At 64.6% G+C, this 20,498-nt stretch carries 20 protein-coding genes; 6 read left to right on the top strand and 14 right to left on the bottom strand.

The window, feature by feature from the left end; translation table 11 throughout:
* Positions 1-10: 10 nt before the first annotated feature.
* From AB2N08_RS10615 to mraZ, 13 genes are read right to left on the bottom strand one after another with little or no spacing between them, the layout of a single operon-like run.
* The gene (locus AB2N08_RS10615) at positions 11-847 is read right to left on the bottom strand and encodes a cell division protein FtsQ/DivIB (protein WP_367610604.1); all 837 of its coding nucleotides are present in this window, start codon (positions 845-847) and stop codon (positions 11-13) included.
* 5 nt (positions 848-852) lie between these two features.
* A complete protein-coding gene (locus AB2N08_RS10610) occupies positions 853-1,830 on the bottom strand; it encodes a D-alanine--D-alanine ligase (protein WP_367610603.1) in 978 nt (325 codons plus the stop codon).
* Positions 1,831-1,832: 2 nt separating this feature from the next.
* Entirely contained in the window at positions 1,833-3,221 is a 1,389-nt protein-coding gene (murC, locus tag AB2N08_RS10605; RefSeq protein ID WP_367610602.1) for a UDP-N-acetylmuramate--L-alanine ligase, read from the bottom strand.
* Positions 3,218-4,315, bottom strand: a complete 1,098-nt coding sequence (gene murG, locus AB2N08_RS10600) for an undecaprenyldiphospho-muramoylpentapeptide beta-N-acetylglucosaminyltransferase (RefSeq protein WP_367610661.1) — start codon at positions 4,313-4,315, stop codon at positions 3,218-3,220. Before murG ends, murC begins: the two co-directional genes overlap by 4 nt.
* A complete protein-coding gene (ftsW, locus tag AB2N08_RS10595; RefSeq protein ID WP_367610601.1) occupies positions 4,315-5,532 on the bottom strand; it encodes a putative lipid II flippase FtsW in 1,218 nt (405 codons plus the stop codon). The genes murG and ftsW overlap by 1 nt, the downstream gene beginning before the upstream one ends.
* Entirely contained in the window at positions 5,532-7,025 is a 1,494-nt protein-coding gene (gene murD / locus AB2N08_RS10590; protein WP_367610600.1) for a UDP-N-acetylmuramoyl-L-alanine--D-glutamate ligase, read from the bottom strand. Before murD ends, ftsW begins: the two co-directional genes overlap by 1 nt.
* Positions 7,026-7,035: 10 nt before the next feature.
* On the bottom strand, positions 7,036-8,205 hold the full coding sequence (mraY, locus tag AB2N08_RS10585) for a phospho-N-acetylmuramoyl-pentapeptide-transferase (protein WP_367610599.1): 1,170 nt from the start codon (positions 8,203-8,205) through the stop codon (positions 7,036-7,038).
* Between the two features lies 1 nt (position 8,206).
* On the bottom strand, positions 8,207-9,730 hold the full coding sequence (locus AB2N08_RS10580) for a UDP-N-acetylmuramoyl-tripeptide--D-alanyl-D-alanine ligase (RefSeq protein WP_367610598.1): 1,524 nt from the start codon (positions 9,728-9,730) through the stop codon (positions 8,207-8,209).
* Positions 9,730-11,265 carry a UDP-N-acetylmuramoyl-L-alanyl-D-glutamate--2,6-diaminopimelate ligase gene (locus tag AB2N08_RS10575; protein WP_367610597.1) on the bottom strand — a complete coding sequence of 512 codons (1,536 nt, stop codon included), beginning with the start codon at positions 11,263-11,265 and terminating at the stop codon, positions 9,730-9,732. Before AB2N08_RS10575 ends, AB2N08_RS10580 begins: the two co-directional genes overlap by 1 nt.
* Entirely contained in the window at positions 11,265-13,040 is a 1,776-nt protein-coding gene (locus AB2N08_RS10570; RefSeq protein ID WP_367610596.1) for a peptidoglycan D,D-transpeptidase FtsI family protein, read from the bottom strand. The genes AB2N08_RS10575 and AB2N08_RS10570 overlap by 1 nt, the downstream gene beginning before the upstream one ends.
* Positions 13,037-13,309, bottom strand: a complete 273-nt coding sequence (ftsL, locus tag AB2N08_RS10565; protein WP_367610595.1) for a cell division protein FtsL — start codon at positions 13,307-13,309, stop codon at positions 13,037-13,039. The genes AB2N08_RS10570 and ftsL overlap by 4 nt, the downstream gene beginning before the upstream one ends.
* A complete protein-coding gene (gene rsmH / locus AB2N08_RS10560) occupies positions 13,306-14,286 on the bottom strand; it encodes a 16S rRNA (cytosine(1402)-N(4))-methyltransferase RsmH (RefSeq protein WP_367610660.1) in 981 nt (326 codons plus the stop codon). Before rsmH ends, ftsL begins: the two co-directional genes overlap by 4 nt.
* A complete protein-coding gene (gene mraZ / locus AB2N08_RS10555; RefSeq protein ID WP_367610659.1) occupies positions 14,273-14,701 on the bottom strand; it encodes a division/cell wall cluster transcriptional repressor MraZ in 429 nt (142 codons plus the stop codon). The genes rsmH and mraZ overlap by 14 nt, the downstream gene beginning before the upstream one ends.
* A 505-nt stretch (positions 14,702-15,206) precedes the next feature.
* Between mraZ and AB2N08_RS10550 the strand changes: the two genes are divergently transcribed.
* The 6 genes from AB2N08_RS10550 (at position 15,207) to AB2N08_RS10525 (ending at position 19,456) form a co-directional block, all read left to right on the top strand.
* Positions 15,207-15,842, top strand: coding sequence for a response regulator (locus AB2N08_RS10550; RefSeq protein ID WP_367610594.1), 636 nt, complete (start codon positions 15,207-15,209; stop codon positions 15,840-15,842).
* Positions 15,843-15,926: 84 nt separating this feature from the next.
* The gene (locus AB2N08_RS10545) at positions 15,927-16,316 is read left to right on the top strand and encodes a response regulator transcription factor (protein ID WP_367610593.1); all 390 of its coding nucleotides are present in this window, start codon (positions 15,927-15,929) and stop codon (positions 16,314-16,316) included.
* 284 nt (positions 16,317-16,600) lie between these two features.
* Positions 16,601-16,858, top strand: a complete 258-nt coding sequence (locus tag AB2N08_RS10540; protein WP_367610592.1) for a hypothetical protein — start codon at positions 16,601-16,603, stop codon at positions 16,856-16,858.
* Between the two features lie 61 nt (positions 16,859-16,919).
* A complete protein-coding gene (gene udk, locus AB2N08_RS10535; protein WP_367610591.1) occupies positions 16,920-17,585 on the top strand; it encodes a uridine kinase in 666 nt (221 codons plus the stop codon).
* 50 nt (positions 17,586-17,635) lie between these two features.
* Positions 17,636-18,115, top strand: coding sequence for a VOC family protein (locus AB2N08_RS10530; protein ID WP_367610590.1), 480 nt, complete (start codon positions 17,636-17,638; stop codon positions 18,113-18,115).
* A 99-nt stretch (positions 18,116-18,214) separates the two neighbouring features.
* Positions 18,215-19,456, top strand: coding sequence for a Gfo/Idh/MocA family protein (locus tag AB2N08_RS10525; RefSeq protein WP_367610589.1), 1,242 nt, complete (start codon positions 18,215-18,217; stop codon positions 19,454-19,456).
* A 58-nt stretch (positions 19,457-19,514) separates the two neighbouring features.
* Here AB2N08_RS10525 and AB2N08_RS10520 read toward each other — a convergent pair whose 3' ends face one another.
* Complete coding sequence (locus tag AB2N08_RS10520; RefSeq protein WP_367610588.1) at positions 19,515-20,498, bottom strand: Csu type fimbrial protein; 984 nt, start codon at positions 20,496-20,498, stop codon at positions 19,515-19,517.

Raw genomic sequence — 20,498 nt, 5'->3', positions numbered from 1 at the left:
TGTAGCCTGCTCAGATTTGCTTGGTTGTTGGTTTGGTTCTTGGATGCGGTACTGCTTTGGGTTTCTTGGCCGCCTTGACCGGCTTCGTCGCGTCCAGCGGCACCGTAAGCGCCGCCGACGACAAGGCCAATCCGTTCGGATAGCGCATATCGATCGTATCGATACGGCCTTCCTGCAGCCGGGCCACCAGCTGCGGATACACACCGACCAGGCGCGCCACGCGCTTGTTCAACGTGTTGCGATCCTGTTCGCGTCCGAGTTCGACGCTCATGCCGTTATCGAGTTTCACCGTCCACGCATAGCGGTTCGACAGCGACAGCGCCTGCGGCACCAGCGCTACCTTCGCGAACGACGTGCGCAATTCGTTAAAACGCGCCAGCACGTCCTTCTCGCTGCCCACCGGACCATCAAAGGCCGGCAGCGCCTGTTCATCGTCGGCTTCGGCGATATTGGCGGTGAACACATCGCCCTTGACCGACAACAGCCGGCCCTCGTCGCCCCAGGTGCCGAGCGCCTCGTGTTCTTCCACTTCAACCACCAGCGCGTTGGGCCACTCGCGGCGCACCGTTGCGCGGCGCACCCACGGCACGGTCTCGAAGGTGGCGCGCACCTGTTCCAGGTCGGCGGTGAAGAAGTTGCCGCGAATTTTGCCGACCACGCCGTTACGCACGGTCAGCTCGTTCACGTGTTTCAGGTCGATGTCGTACATGCTCTCCACCGTCACCGAGCCCAGTGCGAACATCGGGCGCTGCGACAGCCACCAGACGCCGGACACCAGCGAGGCGAGCACCGTCAGCGCCGTCAGGAAGCTGGCGGTCGCGTTGAGGGAGCGGACGTCATGCCACATCGTCTCTAGCCTTTGTTCTTCAGGTTGCCCATCTTGAGCCGCGCCGAACGCAGGATCTCGATGCACAGGTCTTCGTAGCCGATGCCCACCGCGCGCGCCGCCATCGGCACCAGCGAGTGCGTCGTCATGCCGGGGGACGTGTTCACCTCGAGCAGGAACGGGCGCATATCGCTGTCGCGCACCAGCACGTCCACGCGTCCCCAGCCTTCGCAACCGAGCGCGCGGTAGGCGTTCACGGCGTGGCGCTGGATCTCCTGCGTCAGCTCTTCGGGCAGCGGCGCCGGGCAGTGGTATTGCGTGTCGTCGGTGAAGTACTTGTTCTGGTAGTCGTACTTGCCTTCGGGCGCAACGATCTCGACGATCGGCAGCGCGCGAGCGGCGGCGCCCTGCCCCAGCACGGCCACCGTGAACTCGCGGCCGGTGACGAACTGCTCGGCCAGCACCGCGTCGTCCATGCTGGCCACGAGCGCGATCGCATCGGCCAGCTGGCCCGCTTCGGTCACCTTGGTGATGCCGATGCTCGAGCCTTCGAGCGGCGGCTTGACGATCAGCGGCAAGCCCAGTTCCTGGACCAGCGCATCGAGATCGGTGTCGGCATCGACCGTCGCGTATTTTGGCGTGGGCACACCCTCCATCAGCCACAGCTTCTTGGTGGTGATCTTGTCCATGCCGACGCTCGACGCCATCACACCGCTGCCGGTGTACGGAATGCCAAGCTGTTCGAGGGCGCCCTGCAGGCTGCCGTCTTCGCCGTAGCGGCCGTGCAGCGCGATGAAGACGCGGTCGAAGTTCTGCGCGGCCAGGTCGGCCAGGCTGTGCGTGCCCGGATCGAACGGATGCGCATCGATGCCGCGGCTCTTCAACGCCTGCAGCACGCCGTTGCCCGAAATAAGGGAAATCTCGCGCTCGGCCGAGCGGCCGCCAAACAGCACGCCGACCTTGCCAAACACGGTGGCGTCGAGAAGTTGAATGGTCGTGGTCATGTTCAGCCTTTCGCTGTGGTCAGTTGTTGCGGAATGCCGCTGATCGAACCGGCGCCCATGGTCAGCACGACGTCGCCGTCGCGCACCGCGTTCAGGATCGCGGCCGGCATGTCGGCGATCGACTCCACAAAAATCGGTTCGAGCTTGCTGGATGTGCGCAGTGCGCGCGCCAGGGCGCGGCCGTCAGCGGCCACGATCGGCGCTTCGCCGGCCGGGTAGACGTCGGCCAGCAGCAGTACGTCCGGCGTGGCCAGCACTTTCACGAAGTCTTCGAACAGGTCGCGCGTGCGGCTGTAACGGTGCGGCTGGAACGCCAGCACGAGGCGGCGGCCCGGATACGCGGCGCGCGCGGCGGCCAGCGTCACTTCGGTTTCCACCGGGTGGTGGCCGAAGTCGTCGACCAGCGTGAAGCTGCCGCCGTCGGCCAGTGGCACGTCGCCGTAGCGCGTGAAGCGGCGGCCCACGCCGCGAAATTCCAGCAAGCCCTGGGCAGTGGCAGCGTCGTCGATACCGATCTCGCGCGCGATGGCGATCGCCGAGCAGGCGTTCAACACGTTATGCATGCCGGGCTGGTTCAGGACGAATTTGGTGTCCGGATAGCCTTCCTGGCGCACGGAAAAGTGCATGTGCGTGCCGTCGGCATAGGCGTCGAAGGCGCGCACTTCGGCTTCTTCCGAAAAACCGTAGGTGGTGACAGGTTTCGTCACCTGCGGCAGGATGTCGCGCACGTGCTTGTCGTCGATGCATAACATCACGCGGCCGTAGAACGGCAGGCGGTGCGTGAAATGCACGAACGCGGCCTTCAATTTCTCGAAATCGTGCTCGTAGGTTTCCATGTGATCGGCGTCGATATTCGTGATCACTTCGATCATCGGCGACAGGTTCAGGAACGAGGCGTCCGATTCGTCGGCTTCGGCCACGATGTAGTCGCCGCTGCCCAGCGCCGCGTTGGCGCCGGCGGCGGTCAGGCGGCCACCGATGACGAAGGTCGGATCGAGCCCGCCCTGCGCCAGGACCGAGGCGACCAGGCTGGTGGTGGTGGTCTTGCCATGCGTGCCCGCAATCGCGATGCCGCGTTTCAGGCGCATCAACTCGCCAAGCATGATCGCGCGCGGCACGACCGGCACCTTGTGGGCGCGCGCAGCGACCACTTCGGGATTGGCTTCATTCACGGCGGTCGAGGTCACGACCACGTCGGCGCCCGTCACGTGGTCTTCGTGGTGGCCCAGGTACACCTTGGCGCCCAGGCTGGCCAGGCGCTGGCTGGCGGCATTGCTGCCGAGGTCCGAGCCCGACACCTTGTAGCCGAGATTGAGCAGCACTTCGGCGATGCCGCTCATGCCGCTGCCGCCGATGCCCACGAAGTGGATGTTCTTGATCTTGTGTTTCATGCTGCTTTTGTCCTTGCTGCTGCCAGTTGTTCGAGTTCGCGCGCGATCGCTTCGTTGGCGTCGCGCTGGCCAACGCGCGCTGCCGCCTGCGCCATGGCCAGGCATTCTTCGCGCGTCATTTGCACGAGGCTTTTGATCCGACCTGGATTGAGTTCACCCTGCGGCAGGTGCACGGCCGCGCCCTGCGCGTCCATCCACACCGCATTGTCGCGCTGGTGGCTGGTGGTGCTGGCCACGAACGGCACCAGCACGCTGGCCACGCCGGCCGCCGTCAGTTCGGACACCGTGATCGCACCGGCGCGGCAGATCACGAGGTCTGCCTCGGCGTAGGCCGTCGCCATATCGTCGATGAAGTCGACCACATTGGCCTCCACGCCGACTTGTTGGTACGCGGCGCGCAGTGCATCGATATTCTTCTTGCCCGACTGGTGCGTCACGATCGGCCTCGCAGCCGCGTCGATCAGGGCCAGGGCCGCCGGCACGCTGTCGTTGAGCACCTTCGCGCCCAGGCTGCCGCCCACGACCAGCACGCGCAGCACGCCGCTGCGCGCGGCGAACCGTTCGGCGGGCGCCGGCAAGTCGAGGATCTGCTGGCGCACCGGATTGCCGGTGACGACTGCCTTGCCGGCTGCCTTGCCGAAATCGGCCGGGAACCCGAACAGCACGCGCTGCGCCATTGGCGTCAAGGTCTTGTTCGACAACAGCAGCGCGGCGTCGGCATTGATCAGGGCCAGCGGCACGCCGGCCGCGCGCGCCATCATACCGCCCGGCACCGTGACGTAGCCGCCCATGCCCAGCACCACGTCGGGCCGGCGCGCGGCCAGGTAGCGCCGGCACGTGGCAAACGCGCCCACCATCTTGAAGGCGCCCTTGATCGTGTGCGCCAGGCCCTTGCCCCGCAGGCCGGCGAAGTCGATCGTGTCCATGGCGATGCCGGCTTTTGGCACCAGATCCGTTTCCATGCCGTGGGCGGTGCCCAGCCAGCTCACTTCCCAGCCGCGCGCGCGCATCGTTTGCGCGATGGCGATGCCGGGGAAGATGTGACCACCGGTGCCGGCGGCCATGATCATGAGTTTTTTGCGGGTTGTCGTCATCATGTGCGGCCTCCGCGCATGCGCACGCGATTTTCGTAATCGATGCGCAGCAGGATCGCCAGGCCCACGCAGTTGAACAGCACGCCCGAACCGCCAAAGCTCATCAAAGGCAAGGTCAAGCCTTTGGTTGGCAGCAGGCCCAGGTTCACGCCCATATTGATGAACGTCTGCACGCCGATCCAGATGCCGATGCCTTTCGCGGCCAGGCCGGCGAACACCTGCTCCAGCGCGATCGCCTGGCGGCCGATGTCGAAGGCGCGCTTGACGAGCCAGTAGAACATCGCCACCACGACCAGCACGCCGACCAGGCCCAGTTCTTCGCCGATCACGGCCATGATGAAGTCGGTATGCGCTTCGGGCAGGTAGAACAGTTTTTCAACGGAGCCGCCCAGGCCCACGCCGAAGAATTCGCCGCGCCCGAATGCGATCAGCGAGTGCGTCAGCTGATACGCCTTGTCCAGCGCATTGCCCTCTTCCCACGGGTTCAGGTAGGCGAACATGCGCGCCCGGCGAAACGGCGAGAGCGCGATGATCGCACTGAAGATCACCACCAGTAGCGCGCCGATGCCGCCGAACCAGATGATGTTGATCCCGCCCAGGAACAGGATGCCCATGGCGATGCAGACGATCACGCCAAAGGCGCCCAGATCCGGCTCCATCAGCAAGAGACCGCCCACCAGGCCGATGGCCACGACCATCGGCACGAAGCCCTTGGTCAGCTTGTGCATGTATTCTTGCTTGCGCACCGTGAAATCGGCCGCGTACAGCACCACGGCGATCTTCATGATTTCGGATGGCTGCACCATGAACACCTTGAGCGACAGCCAGCGGCGCGCACCATTGACCGATACGCCCAGGCCGGGAATCAACACCAGCACCAGCAGCACCAGCGTGCCGATGAAGATCATCGGCGCATGGCGCTGCCAGATCGCGATCGGGATGCGGAACACGACGGCGGCGGCCACCATCGACACCAGGATGTAGACCGCCTGGCGGTACAGGAAGTATTCGTTGCGGTCTTGCAGGTAACGGAACTTCGGCGAATCGGGCAGCGCAATCGACGCCGAATACACCATCACCATCCCGAACAGCATCAACAGCAGCGTGACCCAGACCAGCGGCTGGTCGTAGTCCATCATTTTCGATGGCCGGCTGCGCCCGTCGACGGTGGCGTCGACCGCGTTGCCGGAAAACTTGAAAGGCAGTTGGAAGGCCATCAGATCTCCTGGCCTTTGTCGAGCGCGATATCGCGCACGGTCTCGACGAACACCTGCGCGCGGTGCGCGTAGTTGGTGAACATGTCCAGGCTCGCGCAGGCAGGCGACAGCAGCACTACGTCGCCGGAGCGCGCCAGCCCGGCCGCGCGGCGCACCGCCTGCGGCAAGTCGTCGAGGTCGAACGCCGGCACGCCGGTGGCGTCGATTGCAGCGCGCACGCCAGGTGCGTCGCGGCCGATCAAGAGCACGGCGCGCGCATACGCGGCCACCGGCTGGGCCAGCGGTGAAAAGTCCTGCCCCTTGCCGTCACCGCCGGCGATCAGGAGGATCTGCTGGTCGGCGCCGGTGAAGGCTTTGCCCAGGCCCTGCAGCGCGGCCACGGTGGCGCCGACATTGGTGCCCTTGCTGTCGTCGTAATAGTCCACGCCGTCGATGGTCGCGACCAGTTCGACGCGGTGCGGTTCGCCCGCGTATTCGCGCAGGCCGTGCAGCAGCGGCGCGAGCGGCAGGTCGCAGGCGCGGCACAGGGCCAGCGCCGCGAGCGCGTTGGCGGCATTGTGCAGGCCGCGAATTTTCAGGGCATCGGCCGGCATCAACCGGTTGACGATGGCGTCGACCTTCTCGCGGACCTCGCCCCGTTTGAGCTTCCTGTCGCTTTCTTCGCCCGCGACCGCATTGGCCAGCCACAGCACGCCGCGCTCGTCGACCAGGCCGAAGCTGTCGGCGTCGACCGGCTCGTCGGTGCCGAAGGTGAACAGCGGAGCGTCCGTCGCCATGCGCATCACGCGCGCATCGTCGCGATTCAATACGCGCACGGTGTCAGGGCCGAAGATGCGCGCCTTGTCCGCCGCGTAGGCGTCCATCGTGCCGTGCCAGTCGAGATGGTCCTGGGTCAGGTTCAGCACCGTGGCGGCGTCGGCCTGCAGGCTGAACGTGGTGTGCAGCTGGAAGCTGGACAATTCGAGCACCCAGGCCTGCGGCAGTTCGTTCGCGTCGATCGACTCGCGCAGCACGTCCAACGCCGCCGGGCTGATATTGCCGGCCACCCGCGTGCTCAATCCCGCGCGGCGGCACAGCAGGCCGGTCAGGCTCGTCACCGTGGTCTTGCCGTTAGTGCCGGTAATCGCAATGACTTTCGGCGCGTAGCCGGTTGACTCGCGCAACTGCGCCAGCGCCTGGGCGAACAATTCGATCTCGCCCCAGACGGGAATGGCGCGTTCGTTCGCGCCGGGGAGGATGGCGGCCAGCTCGCGGCCTGGCGCCAGGCCCGGGCTGACGGCGACGAAGTCGACGCCCTCGAGCAGCGCCACGTCAAATTCGCCGCCGACGAATTCGGCGTGGGGCGCGGCTTGCTGCAGCGCCGGCAGGCGTTGCGGCTCGAGGCGCGTATCGGCCACGCGCACGCGTGCGCCGCCCCGCGCGAGCCAGTGCGCCATCGCCAGCCCCGATTCACCGAGGCCCAGTACCAATGCGAGTTTGCCGTCGTAGATCATCAGCGCAGTTTCAACGAAGTTTCAAGGTGGAGAGACCGACCAGGATCAGCACGATGGTCACGATCCAGAAGCGGACCACGACCTTGGTTTCGTTCCAGCCTTTTTGCTCGAAGTGGTGGTGCAGCGGCGCCATGAGGAACACGCGGCGGCCGGTGCCATACCGCTTCTTGGTGTACTTGAACCAGGTCACCTGGATGATCACCGACAGCGTTTCGGCCACGAACACGCCGCCCATGATGAACAGGACGATTTCCTGGCGCACGATGACGGCGATGGTGCCCAGTGCGCCGCCCAGGGCCAGCGCGCCGACGTCGCCCATGAACATCTGGGCCGGGTGCGCGTTGAACCACAAGAAGGCCAGGCCCGCGCCGGCCATCGCGCCGCAGAAGATCAGCAATTCGCCGGCGCCCGGGATATACGGGATCAGCAGGTATTTCGAGAACGTCACGCTGCCGGTGAGGTAGGCGAACAGGCCCAGGGCCGAGCCGACCATCACGGTCGGCATGATCGCCAGGCCATCGAGGCCGTCGGTGAAGTTCACGGCGTTGGAGGCGCCCACGATCACGCAATAGGTCAGCGCGATGAAGCCCCACACGCCCAGCGGATAGCTGATGGTCTTGAAGAACGGGACGATCAGGTCGGCCTTTGGCGGCAAGCTCATTGAAAAGCCCGACTGCACCCAGGCGTAGAACAGTTGCGCGACTTCCCACGGGTTCGCGGCCGAGACCGAGAACGCCAGGTACAACGCCGATGCGATGCCGATCAACGACATCCAGAAGTATTTTTCGCGCGAGCGCATGCCTTCCGGGTCCTTGTAGACCACCTTGCGGTAATCGTCGACCCAGCCGACGGCGCCAAAGCCCATCGTCACGACCAGTACCGGCCAGATCAGGCGGTTCGACAGGTCGCACCACAGCAGCGTCGAGATGCCGATCGAGATCAGCACCAGCACGCCACCCATCGTCGGGGTGCCGTGCTTGGTCAGGTGGCTTTGCGGCCCATAGGTGCGCACCGCCTGGCCGACTTTCAGTTCGGTCAGTTTGCGGATCACGATCGGGCCGGCGACCAGACCGATCGTGATGGCCGTGATGGTGGCGAACACCGCGCGGAACGTGAGGTAGTTGAACACGCGCAGCGGACCGAGATAGTCCTGGAAGTATTGTGCGAGCCAGAGAAGCATATTAGTGGGCGTCCTTGCCAAGGGGGGTTGATCCGGTCAGGTGCTGGACCACGCGTTCCATCTTCATGAAACGCGAGCCCTTCACCAGCACAGTCGCTTGCATATTGCTGCCCAGTTTTTCATCCAGTGCTGCCAATAACTCGTCGAACTGCTCGTAGTGCTGTGCTCCCGACGCGGCCAGGTGGCGCGCCAGCTCTCCCGTCGCGAGCACGGTGTCGATGCCGCGCGCGTTCGCGTAGGCACCGATTTCTTCGTGAAATTCTTTTCCCTGCGCGCCAACTTCGCCCATGTCGCCGACGACCAGGATGCGCGGCGCGGGATACGCGGCCAGCACGTCGATGGCCGCGCGCATGGAATCGGGGTTGGCGTTATAGGTGTCGTCGATGACGGTCGCGCCATTCGTCGCCCGTTTTTGCTGGAGGCGGCCGCCGACCGGGGCGAAGGCTTCGAGGCCGCGGATGATCGCGGCCTGGTCGATACCGGCGCCGAGTGCGCAGGCAATCGCGGCCAGCGCGTTGCGGACGTTGTGTTCGCCAGCGGCTTGCAGATTGATCGTAAAGGTAGCGCTGCTCTCTCCCGCACCCTCAAGACCGTCATTCCCGCGCAGGGCTAGGCGCCCCCGCGAGGAATCCAAGTGTTGCGCCGCCGACTGCTCGTCGAACTTGGGTTCCCGCCTGCGCGGGAACGACGTTGGGGAAGCAAGCAGTATGTCGTGCGTCAGCGACGTTGTTACAGTAAGGTGGCTGCCAAAACCGTTGCTGGTATAGCTCGCGCGCACGTCGCACGCGTCGCTAAGGCCAAACGTCAGCACGTCGCACCGCGTCATCCCGCGCCACAGATCCGTGTACACATCATCACCCGGGAACACCGCCACGCCGTCCGCCGGCAGCGACTGAAGCACGGCGCCGTTTTCACGCGCCACCGCTTCCACCGTGTGCATGAATTCCTGGTGCTCGCGCTGGGCATTGTTCACCAGAGCGACCGTCGGCGTGGCGATGGCCGCCAGGCGGCCGATCTCACCGGGATGGTTCATGCCCAGTTCCACCACCGCCGCGCGATGGGATGGCGTCAGGCGGAACAGCGTCAATGGCACGCCGATCTCGTTATTCAGATTGCCCTGCGTCGCCAGGCGGGCGTCGTCGCCCACCGCCGCCGCCAGGATCGCCGCGATCATTTCCTTGACCGTCGTCTTGCCATTGCTGCCGGTGACGCCGATCAGCGGAATCGCACACTGCGAGCGCCAGGCATGCGCGATACGGCCCAGAGCGACCAGGGTATCGGGCACCACGATCGCCGGCAGCGTCCAGCCATCCGGCAATGAAGACACGACCACCGCCGCCACGTCGCGCGCCGCGACCTGGTCGAGGAAATCGTGGGCGTCGAATGTCTCGCCACGCAGCGCGACAAACAGCGCGCCGGCGTCGACCTTGCGGCTGTCCGTCGACACGCCGCCAAAGGCGACATCCGCGCCGACCAGGCGTGCGCCGGGGATGGCCGCCACGAGTTGGGCGAGAGTACCTTGCATCAATGCGTCCTCAACATGGTAAGCCGCGCCGTCAATGCCAGCGAAGCGTGGTCCGTATCCGAGAACGGCATCTTGCGTCCCTTGATTTCCTGATAGGGCTCGTGGCCCTTGCCGGCCAGCAGGATCACGTCCTGCTTGCCGGCCTGTTTCACCGCCAGCAGAATGGCCGACGCACGGTCTTCCACGGTTTGCAGGCGCGAGGCCGGGTGATGCGCATCCATCCCCGCCACGATCTGGGCAATGATGGCGGCCGGCTCTTCGCTGCGCGGGTTGTCGCTGGTGACCAGCACCTGGTCGGCGCTTTGCGCGATGTGGCCCATTTGCGGGCGCTTGCCCGGGTCGCGGTCACCGCCGCAGCCGAACACGCACCACAGCTGGCCACCACGATCGGTCGCGACCTGGCGCAGCGCTTGCAGTGTTTTCTCGAGGGCGTCCGGCGTGTGCGCGTAGTCGATCACGACCATCGGCGCATCCTGCCCGCCCATCTGCTGCATGCGGCCCGGCGCCGGCACCAGCGATTCGATCGCCTCGACCGCGCTCTTCAACGTGACACCGCGCGCCAGTAACGCGCCCAGCACCGCCAGCGTATTGCTCACGTTGTAGTTGCCCACCAGCCGGCTGCGGATTGTCGCATTGCCCGCCGGCGTCTCGACCTGGCATTCGGTGCCGGCGTTCTTGCTGCGCATGCCGCTCGCGCGCAGCACGGCCACGCCGTCCGGCACTATCGCTTCCGCATCCAGCGTATAGCCCGTGACCGCCAACACCGGGAAGTTCATGCGCAGATGCGCCACCAGGCGCTGTCCGGCCGCGTCGTCGAGATTCACGACTGCGTGCTGCAAACCGGGCCACTCGAACAGCTTGACCTTGGCCGCCTCGTAGCTGGCCATGTCGCCATGGAAGTCGAGGTGGTCGCGCGTGAGGTTCGTGAAGATCGCCACGTCAACGTGCATGCCGGCCGTGCGCTCCTGCACCAGGCCGATCGACGACGCTTCAATCGCCAGCGCGGTGACACCCTTGTCGTTCAGTTCCGCCAGCGTTTGCGCCAGCAGCACGGCGTCCGGCGTCGTGTAGCCGGTGACGTCGAACTGCGCTTCGGTTTTCGCCTTGGGCGCGATGACGCCCACGCCCAGCGTGCCGATCACGCCGGCCGTCTCACCCAGGCGCGCCAGCGCTTGCGCCGTCCACAGCGCGCACGAGGTCTTGCCGTTGGTGCCGGTGACGGCGACGGTGAACATGGCGCGGTCGGGCTGGCCGAGCACGGCATGCGCGATCGGGCCGGCTACTGCCTTGAGGCCTGCCACGGCCAGGTGCGGCGTGGCGATGGCTTCAGTCCAGGTGAAATCCTGGTCGTCGTACACGATGGCGGCGGCGCCGGCATCGATGGCGGCCTGGATATAGCGGCGGCCATCCTGCGCGTCGCCCGGATAGGCGAAGAACACGTCGCCCGCCTGCACGCGGCGCGAGTCGGAAACGAGACGGCCACCCGGTGCGGCGGCGGCAATCCATTGAACGATGTCGGTCAAGCCTGGGCTCATCACATGCTCTCCTCTAGTGGGATTTCCGGAATGATGATGTCCGTGATGGACGAATCGGGCGGCACGTTGGCCGCGCGCAGCGCGCTCGAGAACAGGTCGGCGGCCGTCGGCGCGGCGACGCTGCCGCCGGTGCGCAGGGCGCCGCTCGGATCGTCGACCATCACCGCGATGATGAAGCGGGGCTTGGACATCGGCCCGATGCCGGCGAAGTAACCGATATTGTTGGTGCGCGAGTAGCGGCCGTTGACGATCTTCTCGGCCGTGCCGGTCTTGCCGCCGATGCGGTAGCCGGCCACCTGCGCTTTCGAGGCCGTGCCTTGCGGGCCGACCACCGATTCGAGCATCGTGCGCACTTGCGCCGCAGTCTTGGGCGAAATCACCTGCTGGCCGACCGGCTCTTCGTTCACCTTCACGAACGACAGCGGAATGATGTCGCCGTTGCGCGCGAAGATCATGTACGAACGGGCCATCTGCAACAGCGACACCGACAGGCCGTGGCCGAACGCCATGTTCGCGTATTCGATCGGGCGCCACGATTTCCAGGGCCGCACGCGGCCGGCGGTGGCGCCGGGGAAGCCGAAGCGCGGCGCCTGGCCGAAGCCGACCTTGGTATACATCTCCCACATTTCCTGCGCCGGGATCAGTTGCGAGACCTTGACGGCGCCGATGTTCGACGACTTCTGGATGATGCCGCTGACGGTCTGCACGCCGTAGTTGTGGGTGTCGCGAATGCGCTTGCCGGTGATGGTCATCCAGCCCGGGTTGTTGTCGAACACCGTGTCCGGCGTGATGCGGCCCGTATCCAGGCCCAGGCCGATGGTGATTGGCTTGATCGTCGAACCCGGCTCGAACGTGTCGGTGATGACGCGGTTGCGCAGCTGCTCGCCGGTGAGCTTGGAGCGGTCGTTCGGGTTATAGGTCGGGTAGTTCGCCAGAGCGAGAACCTCACCAGTATGGACGTCGAGCACCACGGCGGCGCCGGCCTTGGCGTTGAACTTCTCGACCGCGTTCTTGATGCTGGTGAACGCGATGTACTGCAGCTTGCTGTCGACCGACAGGGTCAGGTCGCGGCCCTGGTGCGGCTCGCGGAACATGCCGAGATCCTCGGCGATGTGGCCCAGGCGGTCCTTGATCACGCGGCGGCTGCCCGGCACGCCCATCAGCGTTTTCTGGTGTTGCAGCTCCATGCCTTCCTGGCCCTTGTCTTCCACGTTCGTGAAGCCGACCAGGTGGGTCACCACTTCGCCCTGCGGGTAGAAGCGCTTGTATTCCTTGCGCGTGTCGAGGCCTTCGATCTTGAGCTTCTCGATTTCGGCGATCACCGGCATTTCTACCTGGCGTTTCAGGTAGACGAAGGTGCGGTCCGAGTCGAGCTTCTTGCGGATTTCGGCTTCGGGCATCTCCAACAACCGGGCAAGTGCCGTGATTTTCTCCGGTGGCGAGGCCAGCACGTCTTCGGGGATCGCCCACACGGCGCGCACCGGCAGCGACGTGGCCAGCACGGCGCCGTTGCGATCGAGGATGCGGCCGCGCGTGGCCGGCAGTTCGAGCGTGCGCTCGTAGCGGCTCTTGCCCTGGCTTTGCAGGAACTGGTTCGACACGCCCTGCAGCCAGACGGCGCGCACGCCCAGCGCGGCGAACGACGCGAACAGGACGAACAGCACCAGGCGCGAACGCCAGTCGGGCAGGCGCACCGCGAGCACGGGGCTCTTGGTGAACGCGACGCCCTTCGAGGCCGCCACGCGGGCGCCGGATTTGGATGCGCCGCGCGTCATGGGGCGCCTTCGGTGAGGTATTGGGTACGGGCCGGCGTGAGCGGCGCCATGTTCAGTTCGGAACGGGCGATCTGCTCGATGCGCTCGTTCTTGGCCAGGCGCGACTGGTCGAGCTGGAGCTGGTCCCAGTCGACGTCGAGCTGGCGCGCATGCTGTTGCAGGCGTTCCAGTTCGATCAGCAGATGACGCGCCTGGTAACGGGCGTTCACGACCGACAGCGCGCAGCCGACCAGCAGCGTGGTGAGGAGCACGTTGACCTTCACGCTCATGCCGGCGTTCCCAGACGTTCGGCCACGCGCAGCACAGCCGAGCGCGAGCGCGGGTTGTCGCTCACTTCGCTCTCGGACGGCTTGATCTTTTCGATCAGCTTCATCAGCGGCTGCGGCAGGTCCACCGCGCGGATCGGCAGGCGCCGGTCCGGTTGCTCGACATTGGCTTTGGACGCGAGGAACTGCTTGACCATGCGGTCTTCCAGCGAGTGAAAGCTGATCACCGACATGCGCGCACCGGGCGCGAGCATGCTGTAGGCAGCGGTCAATCCCGCTTCGAGGTCTTCAAGCTCTTGATTGATGAAAATCCGGATAGCCTGAAAGGTCCTGGTTGCCGGATCCTTGCCTTTTTCCCGGCTTTTGACCGTGTCTGCCACGATTGCGGCAAGCTGTCGTGTGCTTGAAATTGGCTCGACTGCGCGGCGAGCAACAATCGCCTTTGCAATCTGAAAAGCAAACCGCTCTTCTCCATAATTGCGTATCACCTTTTCCAAATGGTTTTGCTCTGCGGTCGCCACCCATTCGGCCGCCGACATGCCGCGCGTGGTGTCCATGCGCATGTCGAGAGGGCCGTCCTGGCGGAAGCTGAAGCCGCGGCTGGCGTCGTCGACCTGGGGCGACGAGATGCCCAGGTCGAGCAGGATGCCGTCGACCTGATGGATGCCGCGCGCGGCAAGCGCGTCGGCCATCGTTGCAAAGCTGTCGTGGACAATGCTGAAGCGCGGATCGTCGATTTGCTCCGCGGTGGCAATGGCTTGTGGGTCCTTGTCGAACGCGATCAAGCGCCCTTCCGGCGCCAGTCGCGACAGCAGCAGGCGGCTGTGACCGCCCCGGCCGAAAGTTCCATCTATATACGTACCGGAAGCACGTGCGCCCGCGAGGTTGAGCGCATCGACCGCTTCGTCAAGTAGCACCGTGCGATGCTGATAATCAGGCACCGTCAAAGAATCCGTCATCGGCGCCTCAGAAAGAGAAATTGGAAAGTACATCCGGCATGCCACCAGCCACGGCTGCGGCCTCGTCCTCGGCCAGCTTGGCGGCATGCCAGATTTCGAAGTGGCTGCCCATGCCGAGCATCATCACTTCCTTCTCGAGCCCGACCGCAGCGCGCAGCTCGGGCGAGATCAGGATACGGCCGGCGCTGTCGAGCTCGACATCGACGGCATTGCCGAGGAAAATGCGCTGCCACGAGCGGGCCGACATTGGCCAGGCAGCGATCTGCTTGCGATGTTCTTCCCACACCGGGCGCGGGAAGAGCAGCAGGCAGCCCTGTGGGTGCTTGGTCAGCGTCAGGCGACCCTCGCACTGAAGTGTCAGGGCGTCACGATGCTTGGCCGGGATGGACATCCGGCCTTTTGCATCGAGATTGATCGCTGACGCGCCCTGGAACACGTGTATGCCTAGCTTGGAGAATTCGGTTGGTCGTTGTTGTCGGGCGCCGGGATCGGAATTTCTTCCCACAAATCGACACTTTTTCACACTGTTTCCCACTTTAGTGGAAGCAATGTTGACGGTCAAGCGAATTCCCAACCGTGCTTTCCTAATTTTGCCAATGAAACCAATGACTTAGGCGCATGTCAGGCGCACTCGACAATTCAAAATCTCCCTTTAAATTAGGGACTTAGCAGTAACAGTGAAGGTCAGGCCTCATTCGGAAACCGAATGTTTACGTTTGCGCAATCTCAAGGCAAAGAAAAATATTGACGCAAAGTAACAACTGATGCGGATTTTGGACTACTGTACGGGCATCCAGCACTCGCGTGCACCCCGAGAACTTGTCAATGCGCTATGCTCCGATCCGACGCGCGCAGATAGCGACTTTTGGTTTTCACGAATCAGTGATTTTCCCGATTTTCTGTTTTGACTTTGGGAAACTTAAAACGTAACATCGGTAAATATGAAAAATTCACTTGACCTGCAGCCGGCCGCACCCTACAACGCCGCCGACTATTGCTCCACCAAGGAGGCGGCAGCAGTCCTTGGCGTGTCGCACCGCACGGTGCAGCTGTGGGTAGAGAGCGGCACGCTGCAGGCGTGGCGCACGGCAGGCGGCCATCGCCGCATCACCCTCGAATCGGTCAACCGTCTGGTCGACGGGCGCCGGATCGCCATTGCCGCCCATGCCCCGCCCCCGCCTGCACCGAGCGCGCCCGTGTCCACGACCCGGCGCGTGCTGGTCGTCGACGACGATCCCCTGATGCTGCGCCTGTACGAACTCGAGATGGCCGGCTGGGGCCTGGACCTGGATGTCGTCAAGGCCAACAACGGCTTTGAAGCCCTGATCCGTATCGGCGAAGAGCGTCCCGACCTGCTGGTGAGCGACTTGAACATGCCCGGAATGGATGGCTTTCGCATGATCCGCACGCTGCGCGAAGACAGCGGCAGCGCCGGCATGAGCATGATCGTGGTGAGCGGCCTGGACCGCGCAACGATCAAGGCCATGGGCTTGCCGGCCGACATCCCGGTCTTCCCCAAGCCGGTGCCATTCGGCGAACTGCGGGTGGCTGTCGAACACGGTCTGGCGCGCGCTTGATCGCAGCTTGAACTGCTATGCTTGGCCGCATTCACGCGCCTTGCCATGTCAACGCCGCCATGTTCGCCCCTGCCCCTATAGCCGATGACCGAAAAAACCATTCTTGTCGTCGATGACCAGGACGAACTGCGGCTCTTGATTTCCCTGAGCCTGCAGTCGCTGGGCCGCATTGTCGAGGCCGGCAACGCCGAGCAGGCGCTGGCCCTGTTTGCCGCCGAACGCCCCGACGTGGTCGTGCTCGACATCTGGCTCGGCCCCGGCGCCAGCGGCCTCGAGGTCTGCGCCCGGCTGCGGCAAGACCCCGCCAACGTCGGCATCAAGGTGGTGCTGTTATCGGCCTGCGGCCAGCAAAGCGATATCGCGGCCGGCATGGACGCGGGCGCCGACCTGTATATCGTCAAACCGTTCAGCCCGATTGAACTGATCGATGCGGTGACCGGCTTGATCGCCACGCTGCCCGATCACGCCTCCTGATATTGCAGATATACAACAAATGTTGCCTTTAGAGATTATTCTCTAATTCGCCGTAAATCCGTAAAACCAATATCAAGACTTTATCTGGTGTTAACGTTTTGATGCCATTGAACCGGCTTGCCAATCGCATCACGTCGAACCGGCAATTCAATCCCGTCAAACCCGAAATACCGCTGCCTGCCCCCCCTGGCGCCGCCCTGCGACGTGTTCGCCCGTGCAATCGCTAAAGCCGCTATCATGGACTTTATCGACGATCTTCAGGCTATCTGCCCCGAACACAAAGCATGTTGCGTACATCCCGTTTCTTCGCTGCTCTCCTGGCCACCGCCACCCTGACCCTGTCGGTCGGTGCGGACGCGCGCACGGTGTCGGCCAGCTTCGAAGCGCGCTTCACGGTGGTGGCGACCTGCTCGGTCAGCGTCGACGCCGCGGTGCAGGTCGATTGCGCCAGCCCGGCCACGCCGTATCTCCTGCATGTCCCGAGCGCACCATCGCTGCGCACCGCCGGCCCCGATGCCGGCCGCGTGACCGTCTACTTCTGACGCCTGGGCCATTCCCGGGGCGGCCCTGTCGGCCGGATCGGCACTCCGGTATCATGCGGGAATGAACCCCATTTCTTCTACGTCGACTTTGACGCCGTCGTGTACGCCGTTTGTGATCGGTGTTGCCGGCGGCAGCGGCAGTGGCAAGTCCACGGTATCCCAGCAAGTGTTGGCGTCGTTCGGCGCCGACATGGTCTCGGTCGTGATGCAGGACGACTATTACAACGACCAGTCCGACCTTCCCCCTGACGTGCGCCGCAAGCAGAACTACGACCATCCGCACGCGTTCGACTGGCCGCTGCTGATCGAGCACGTCCAGGCACTGCGCAGTGGCGACTCGATCGCCATGCCGGAGTACGACTTCACGCTCGACAACCGTTCAAGCAAGACCATCGCCGTCAAACCGGCCCCGGTCATCGTGATCGAAGGCCTGTTTGCCTTGTATGACGAGGCCTTGCGCGACATGATGTCACTGAAAATCTATGTCGATACCGCCTCCGACGTGCGCTTTATCCGCCGCATGCAGCGCGACATCACCGAGCGCGCGCGCTCGGTCGAGAGCATCGTCGGCCAGTACCTGGACACGGTGCGGCCCATGCACAAGCAATTCATCGAACCCACGAAGCGCCACGCCGACATCATCTTGCCGCACGGCGCGAATGGTCCTGCAGTCGACATGATCACCACCAAGGTAGCGAGCATCATCGGGCAATTGAAGCGGCGTTGATTGCAGGCGCCGTCTGCGGCTGCCGCTACTTTCCACTCACGGAGGAAGAAATGGTCAGCAAGAATACGATTTGTCTCTGGTTCGACGGCACCGCACTCGATGCAGCGCAGTTCTACGCGGCGACCTTTCCCGACAGCGCGGTGCAGGCGGTTCATCGCGCGCCCGGTGACTACCCTGCCGGCAAAGAGGGCGATGTCCTGACGGTCGAGTTCACCGTGATGGGCATCGCCTGCCTGGGCCTGAACGGCGGGCCGGCATGCCAGCACAGCGAAGCGTTCTCGTTCCAGGTCGCGACCGACGACCAGGCGGAGACCGACCGCCTGTGGCAGGCGATCGTTGGCAACGGCGGCGCCGAAAGCGCATGCGGCTGGTGCAGGGACAAATGGGGGCTATCGTGGCAGATCACGCCGCGCGCGCTCACCGAGGCGATCAGCGACCCCGATCCGGCCGCGGCCAAGCGCGCGTTCGAGGCCATGATGCAGATGGTAAAGATCGACATTGCAGCGATCGAGGCGGCGCGGCGCGGTTGACGTTGGCCGCAGCGCCGCTGTGAGTTGAGGCGCGGCAAAGTGGCGCTGCCGTTCAAGATCGCATGCGAGGATCGACTTCCACATGCGAAAGGAGTCCTCATGACGCACGATCAGCCCCCTCGCCGCGATTTTCTGCGCTATGTCGGCACCATGGCCGCCCTGTCCGCGCCCGCACTGCACACGGCCGCCAGCGAAAAGAACCGGGTCAGCTTCCCGCCGATCTTCGACAAATCCGAAAAGCCCGAGAAGACAGAGCCGCCGGGCGACTCGTGGGATGAACGGGTCGGCGTCGCCGTGGTCGGGCTGGGCCGCATCGCCATCGACGAGATGCTGCCGGCCTTCCAGCAAAGCAAGCATGCCAAGGTCGTGGCGCTGGTCACGGGTGACCGCGACAAGGGACTCAGGGTGGCGCGCCAGTACAACATCCCTGAAAGCGCAGTGCTGGGTTACCAGGATTACGACAAGCTGGCGCAGATGGCGGACGTGCGCAGCGTGTATATCGCGCTGCCCAACAATCTGCACGTCGAGTACACCGTGCGCGCGGCGCGTGCCGGCAAACACGTGCTGTGCGAAAAGCCGATGGCCAATAGCGTGGCCGAATGCCGGCAGATGATCGACGCTTGCCGCAAGGCCGGGCGCCAGTTGATGATCGCCTACCGCAGCCAGTACGAGGCCCTCGATCGCACCTTGCTGAAAATGATCCGCGAGAAAAAGCTGGGCGCGCTGAAAGAATTCAACGCGGTCAACTCGCAGAATATGGGCGATCCGCAACACTGGCGCCTCAAGAAAGCGATGGCCGGCGGCGGCGCGCTGCCCGATATCGGCATCTACTGCATCAATGCCGCACGGTTTCTCAGCGGCGAAGAACCAAGCGAGGTATTCGGCAGCATCTGGTCGACACCAGGTGATGCGCGCTTTCGCGAAGTCGAGGAATCATGTCAGTTCGTACTGCGCTTTCCGAGCGGCTTTGCGGCCACCTGCAGCACCAGTTACTCGGCGCACAAGTCGCAGATGTTCCGCATCAATGGTTTTGAAGCCTGGGCCGAGATGGATCCCGGCTACGCTTACCACGGCAACAAGTTGCGGATCACGCGCGTGGTCGATGGCAAGGACCAGACCAGCGAAATCCCGGCCGACAAGAAGAACCAGTTCACCCTGATGATCGACCACTTTGCCAGCCGCATCCAGCAAGACAGGGATGTGCACACACCGGGCGAAGAAGGGCTGCAGGACGGGCGCATCATGGAGGCGATCTACGAATCTGCGCGTAGCGGCAGGGTCGTCAAGCTCAAGGCGCCGGCGGGCAAGACGCGTGGACCAGAGCCGGACAGCGCCGATTGAGCCAGGCCGCAACGTGACCACAGGCCATCTCCCGGCCTGGGGCCCGGCCACGCAACGACTAGAACATCAACAGCACCGTCACCGTATCCCGATAATCCCCCGGCGTCGGCGCCCGCTGCTTCGGCACGATCCCGTACATCATGACGTTCTGCGCACTGCCGCTGCCGGTGCCGCTGTAGACGGTGGTGCCGGCCGAGCCGTCGCCCCAGGCCGCGCCATCGGGTGTGGAAGAGATGCGGTACCCAAGCGCCTCACCCGTGACCACGTTCTTCATCGTGCGCGCACCCGCGTTGCCCGAACTGCCGGCGTTGAGCGAGATCTGATACGTGCTGTTGGCCGTGCAAGACACGCTCAGCGGCGCGCTGATGCGCTGGTCGGTGATCGGGCTGCCGGTGGCGAAGGCCAGGTTGCTGGTGCTGATCAGGCAATTGTTCACCGCCGTGGCGCGCACCTGGAACGAGAACGCCGAGCTGGCGCCGGCCGTGCACGGCACGCTGCCGAAGCCGTACTGCAGCGTGCCGTGGCCGGCGAAGCTGGCCGCGTACACCGTGTCGGCATTGCCGACCGTGGGCACGCCGATCAGGCTCGACGCCGGGATCTTGCCGTAGACCGTCGTCGTCACCGTTACGCCGCCCAGGCCCAGCAGGCCGACCAGCGTGCCGGTGATCGGCTTGGCGCCGATCGTGCTGTCATAGCCGCCCCATATCTTGGCCGCCGTGTACGAGCTGTCGGTGTACAGGTTGAAGCCGAGGCGGTTGCCGCCATTGAGCAGGTAGCGCGGCGCACCGGTGCCGCCGCCCGGGCCCACGCCCAGGTTGGCGCACACATTGGCCGCCGGCAGCAGCAGCGGATTGCTGCCCAGGGTCCAGACGCAAGTCACGGTCAGCGTGCCGCTGGCCGTGACGTCGCTGCCGGCGATCGGGCTGACCGTGCCGAAATCGATGTCGGTCATGGTCGCGGTGCAGGTATCGGCGCGGGCCGTCGAACAACCCAGCACACTCAGCACGCACAGCAGGACTGTCATCAGGAACAGGCGGATCAT

This window comes from Massilia aurea (genome assembly GCF_040790145.1).
Taxonomy (GTDB): Bacteria; Pseudomonadota; Gammaproteobacteria; order Burkholderiales; family Burkholderiaceae_D; genus Telluria; species Telluria aurea_C.
The sequence above is the reverse complement of the archived record's forward strand: the minus strand, read 5'-3'. Positions and strand labels throughout refer to the sequence as shown.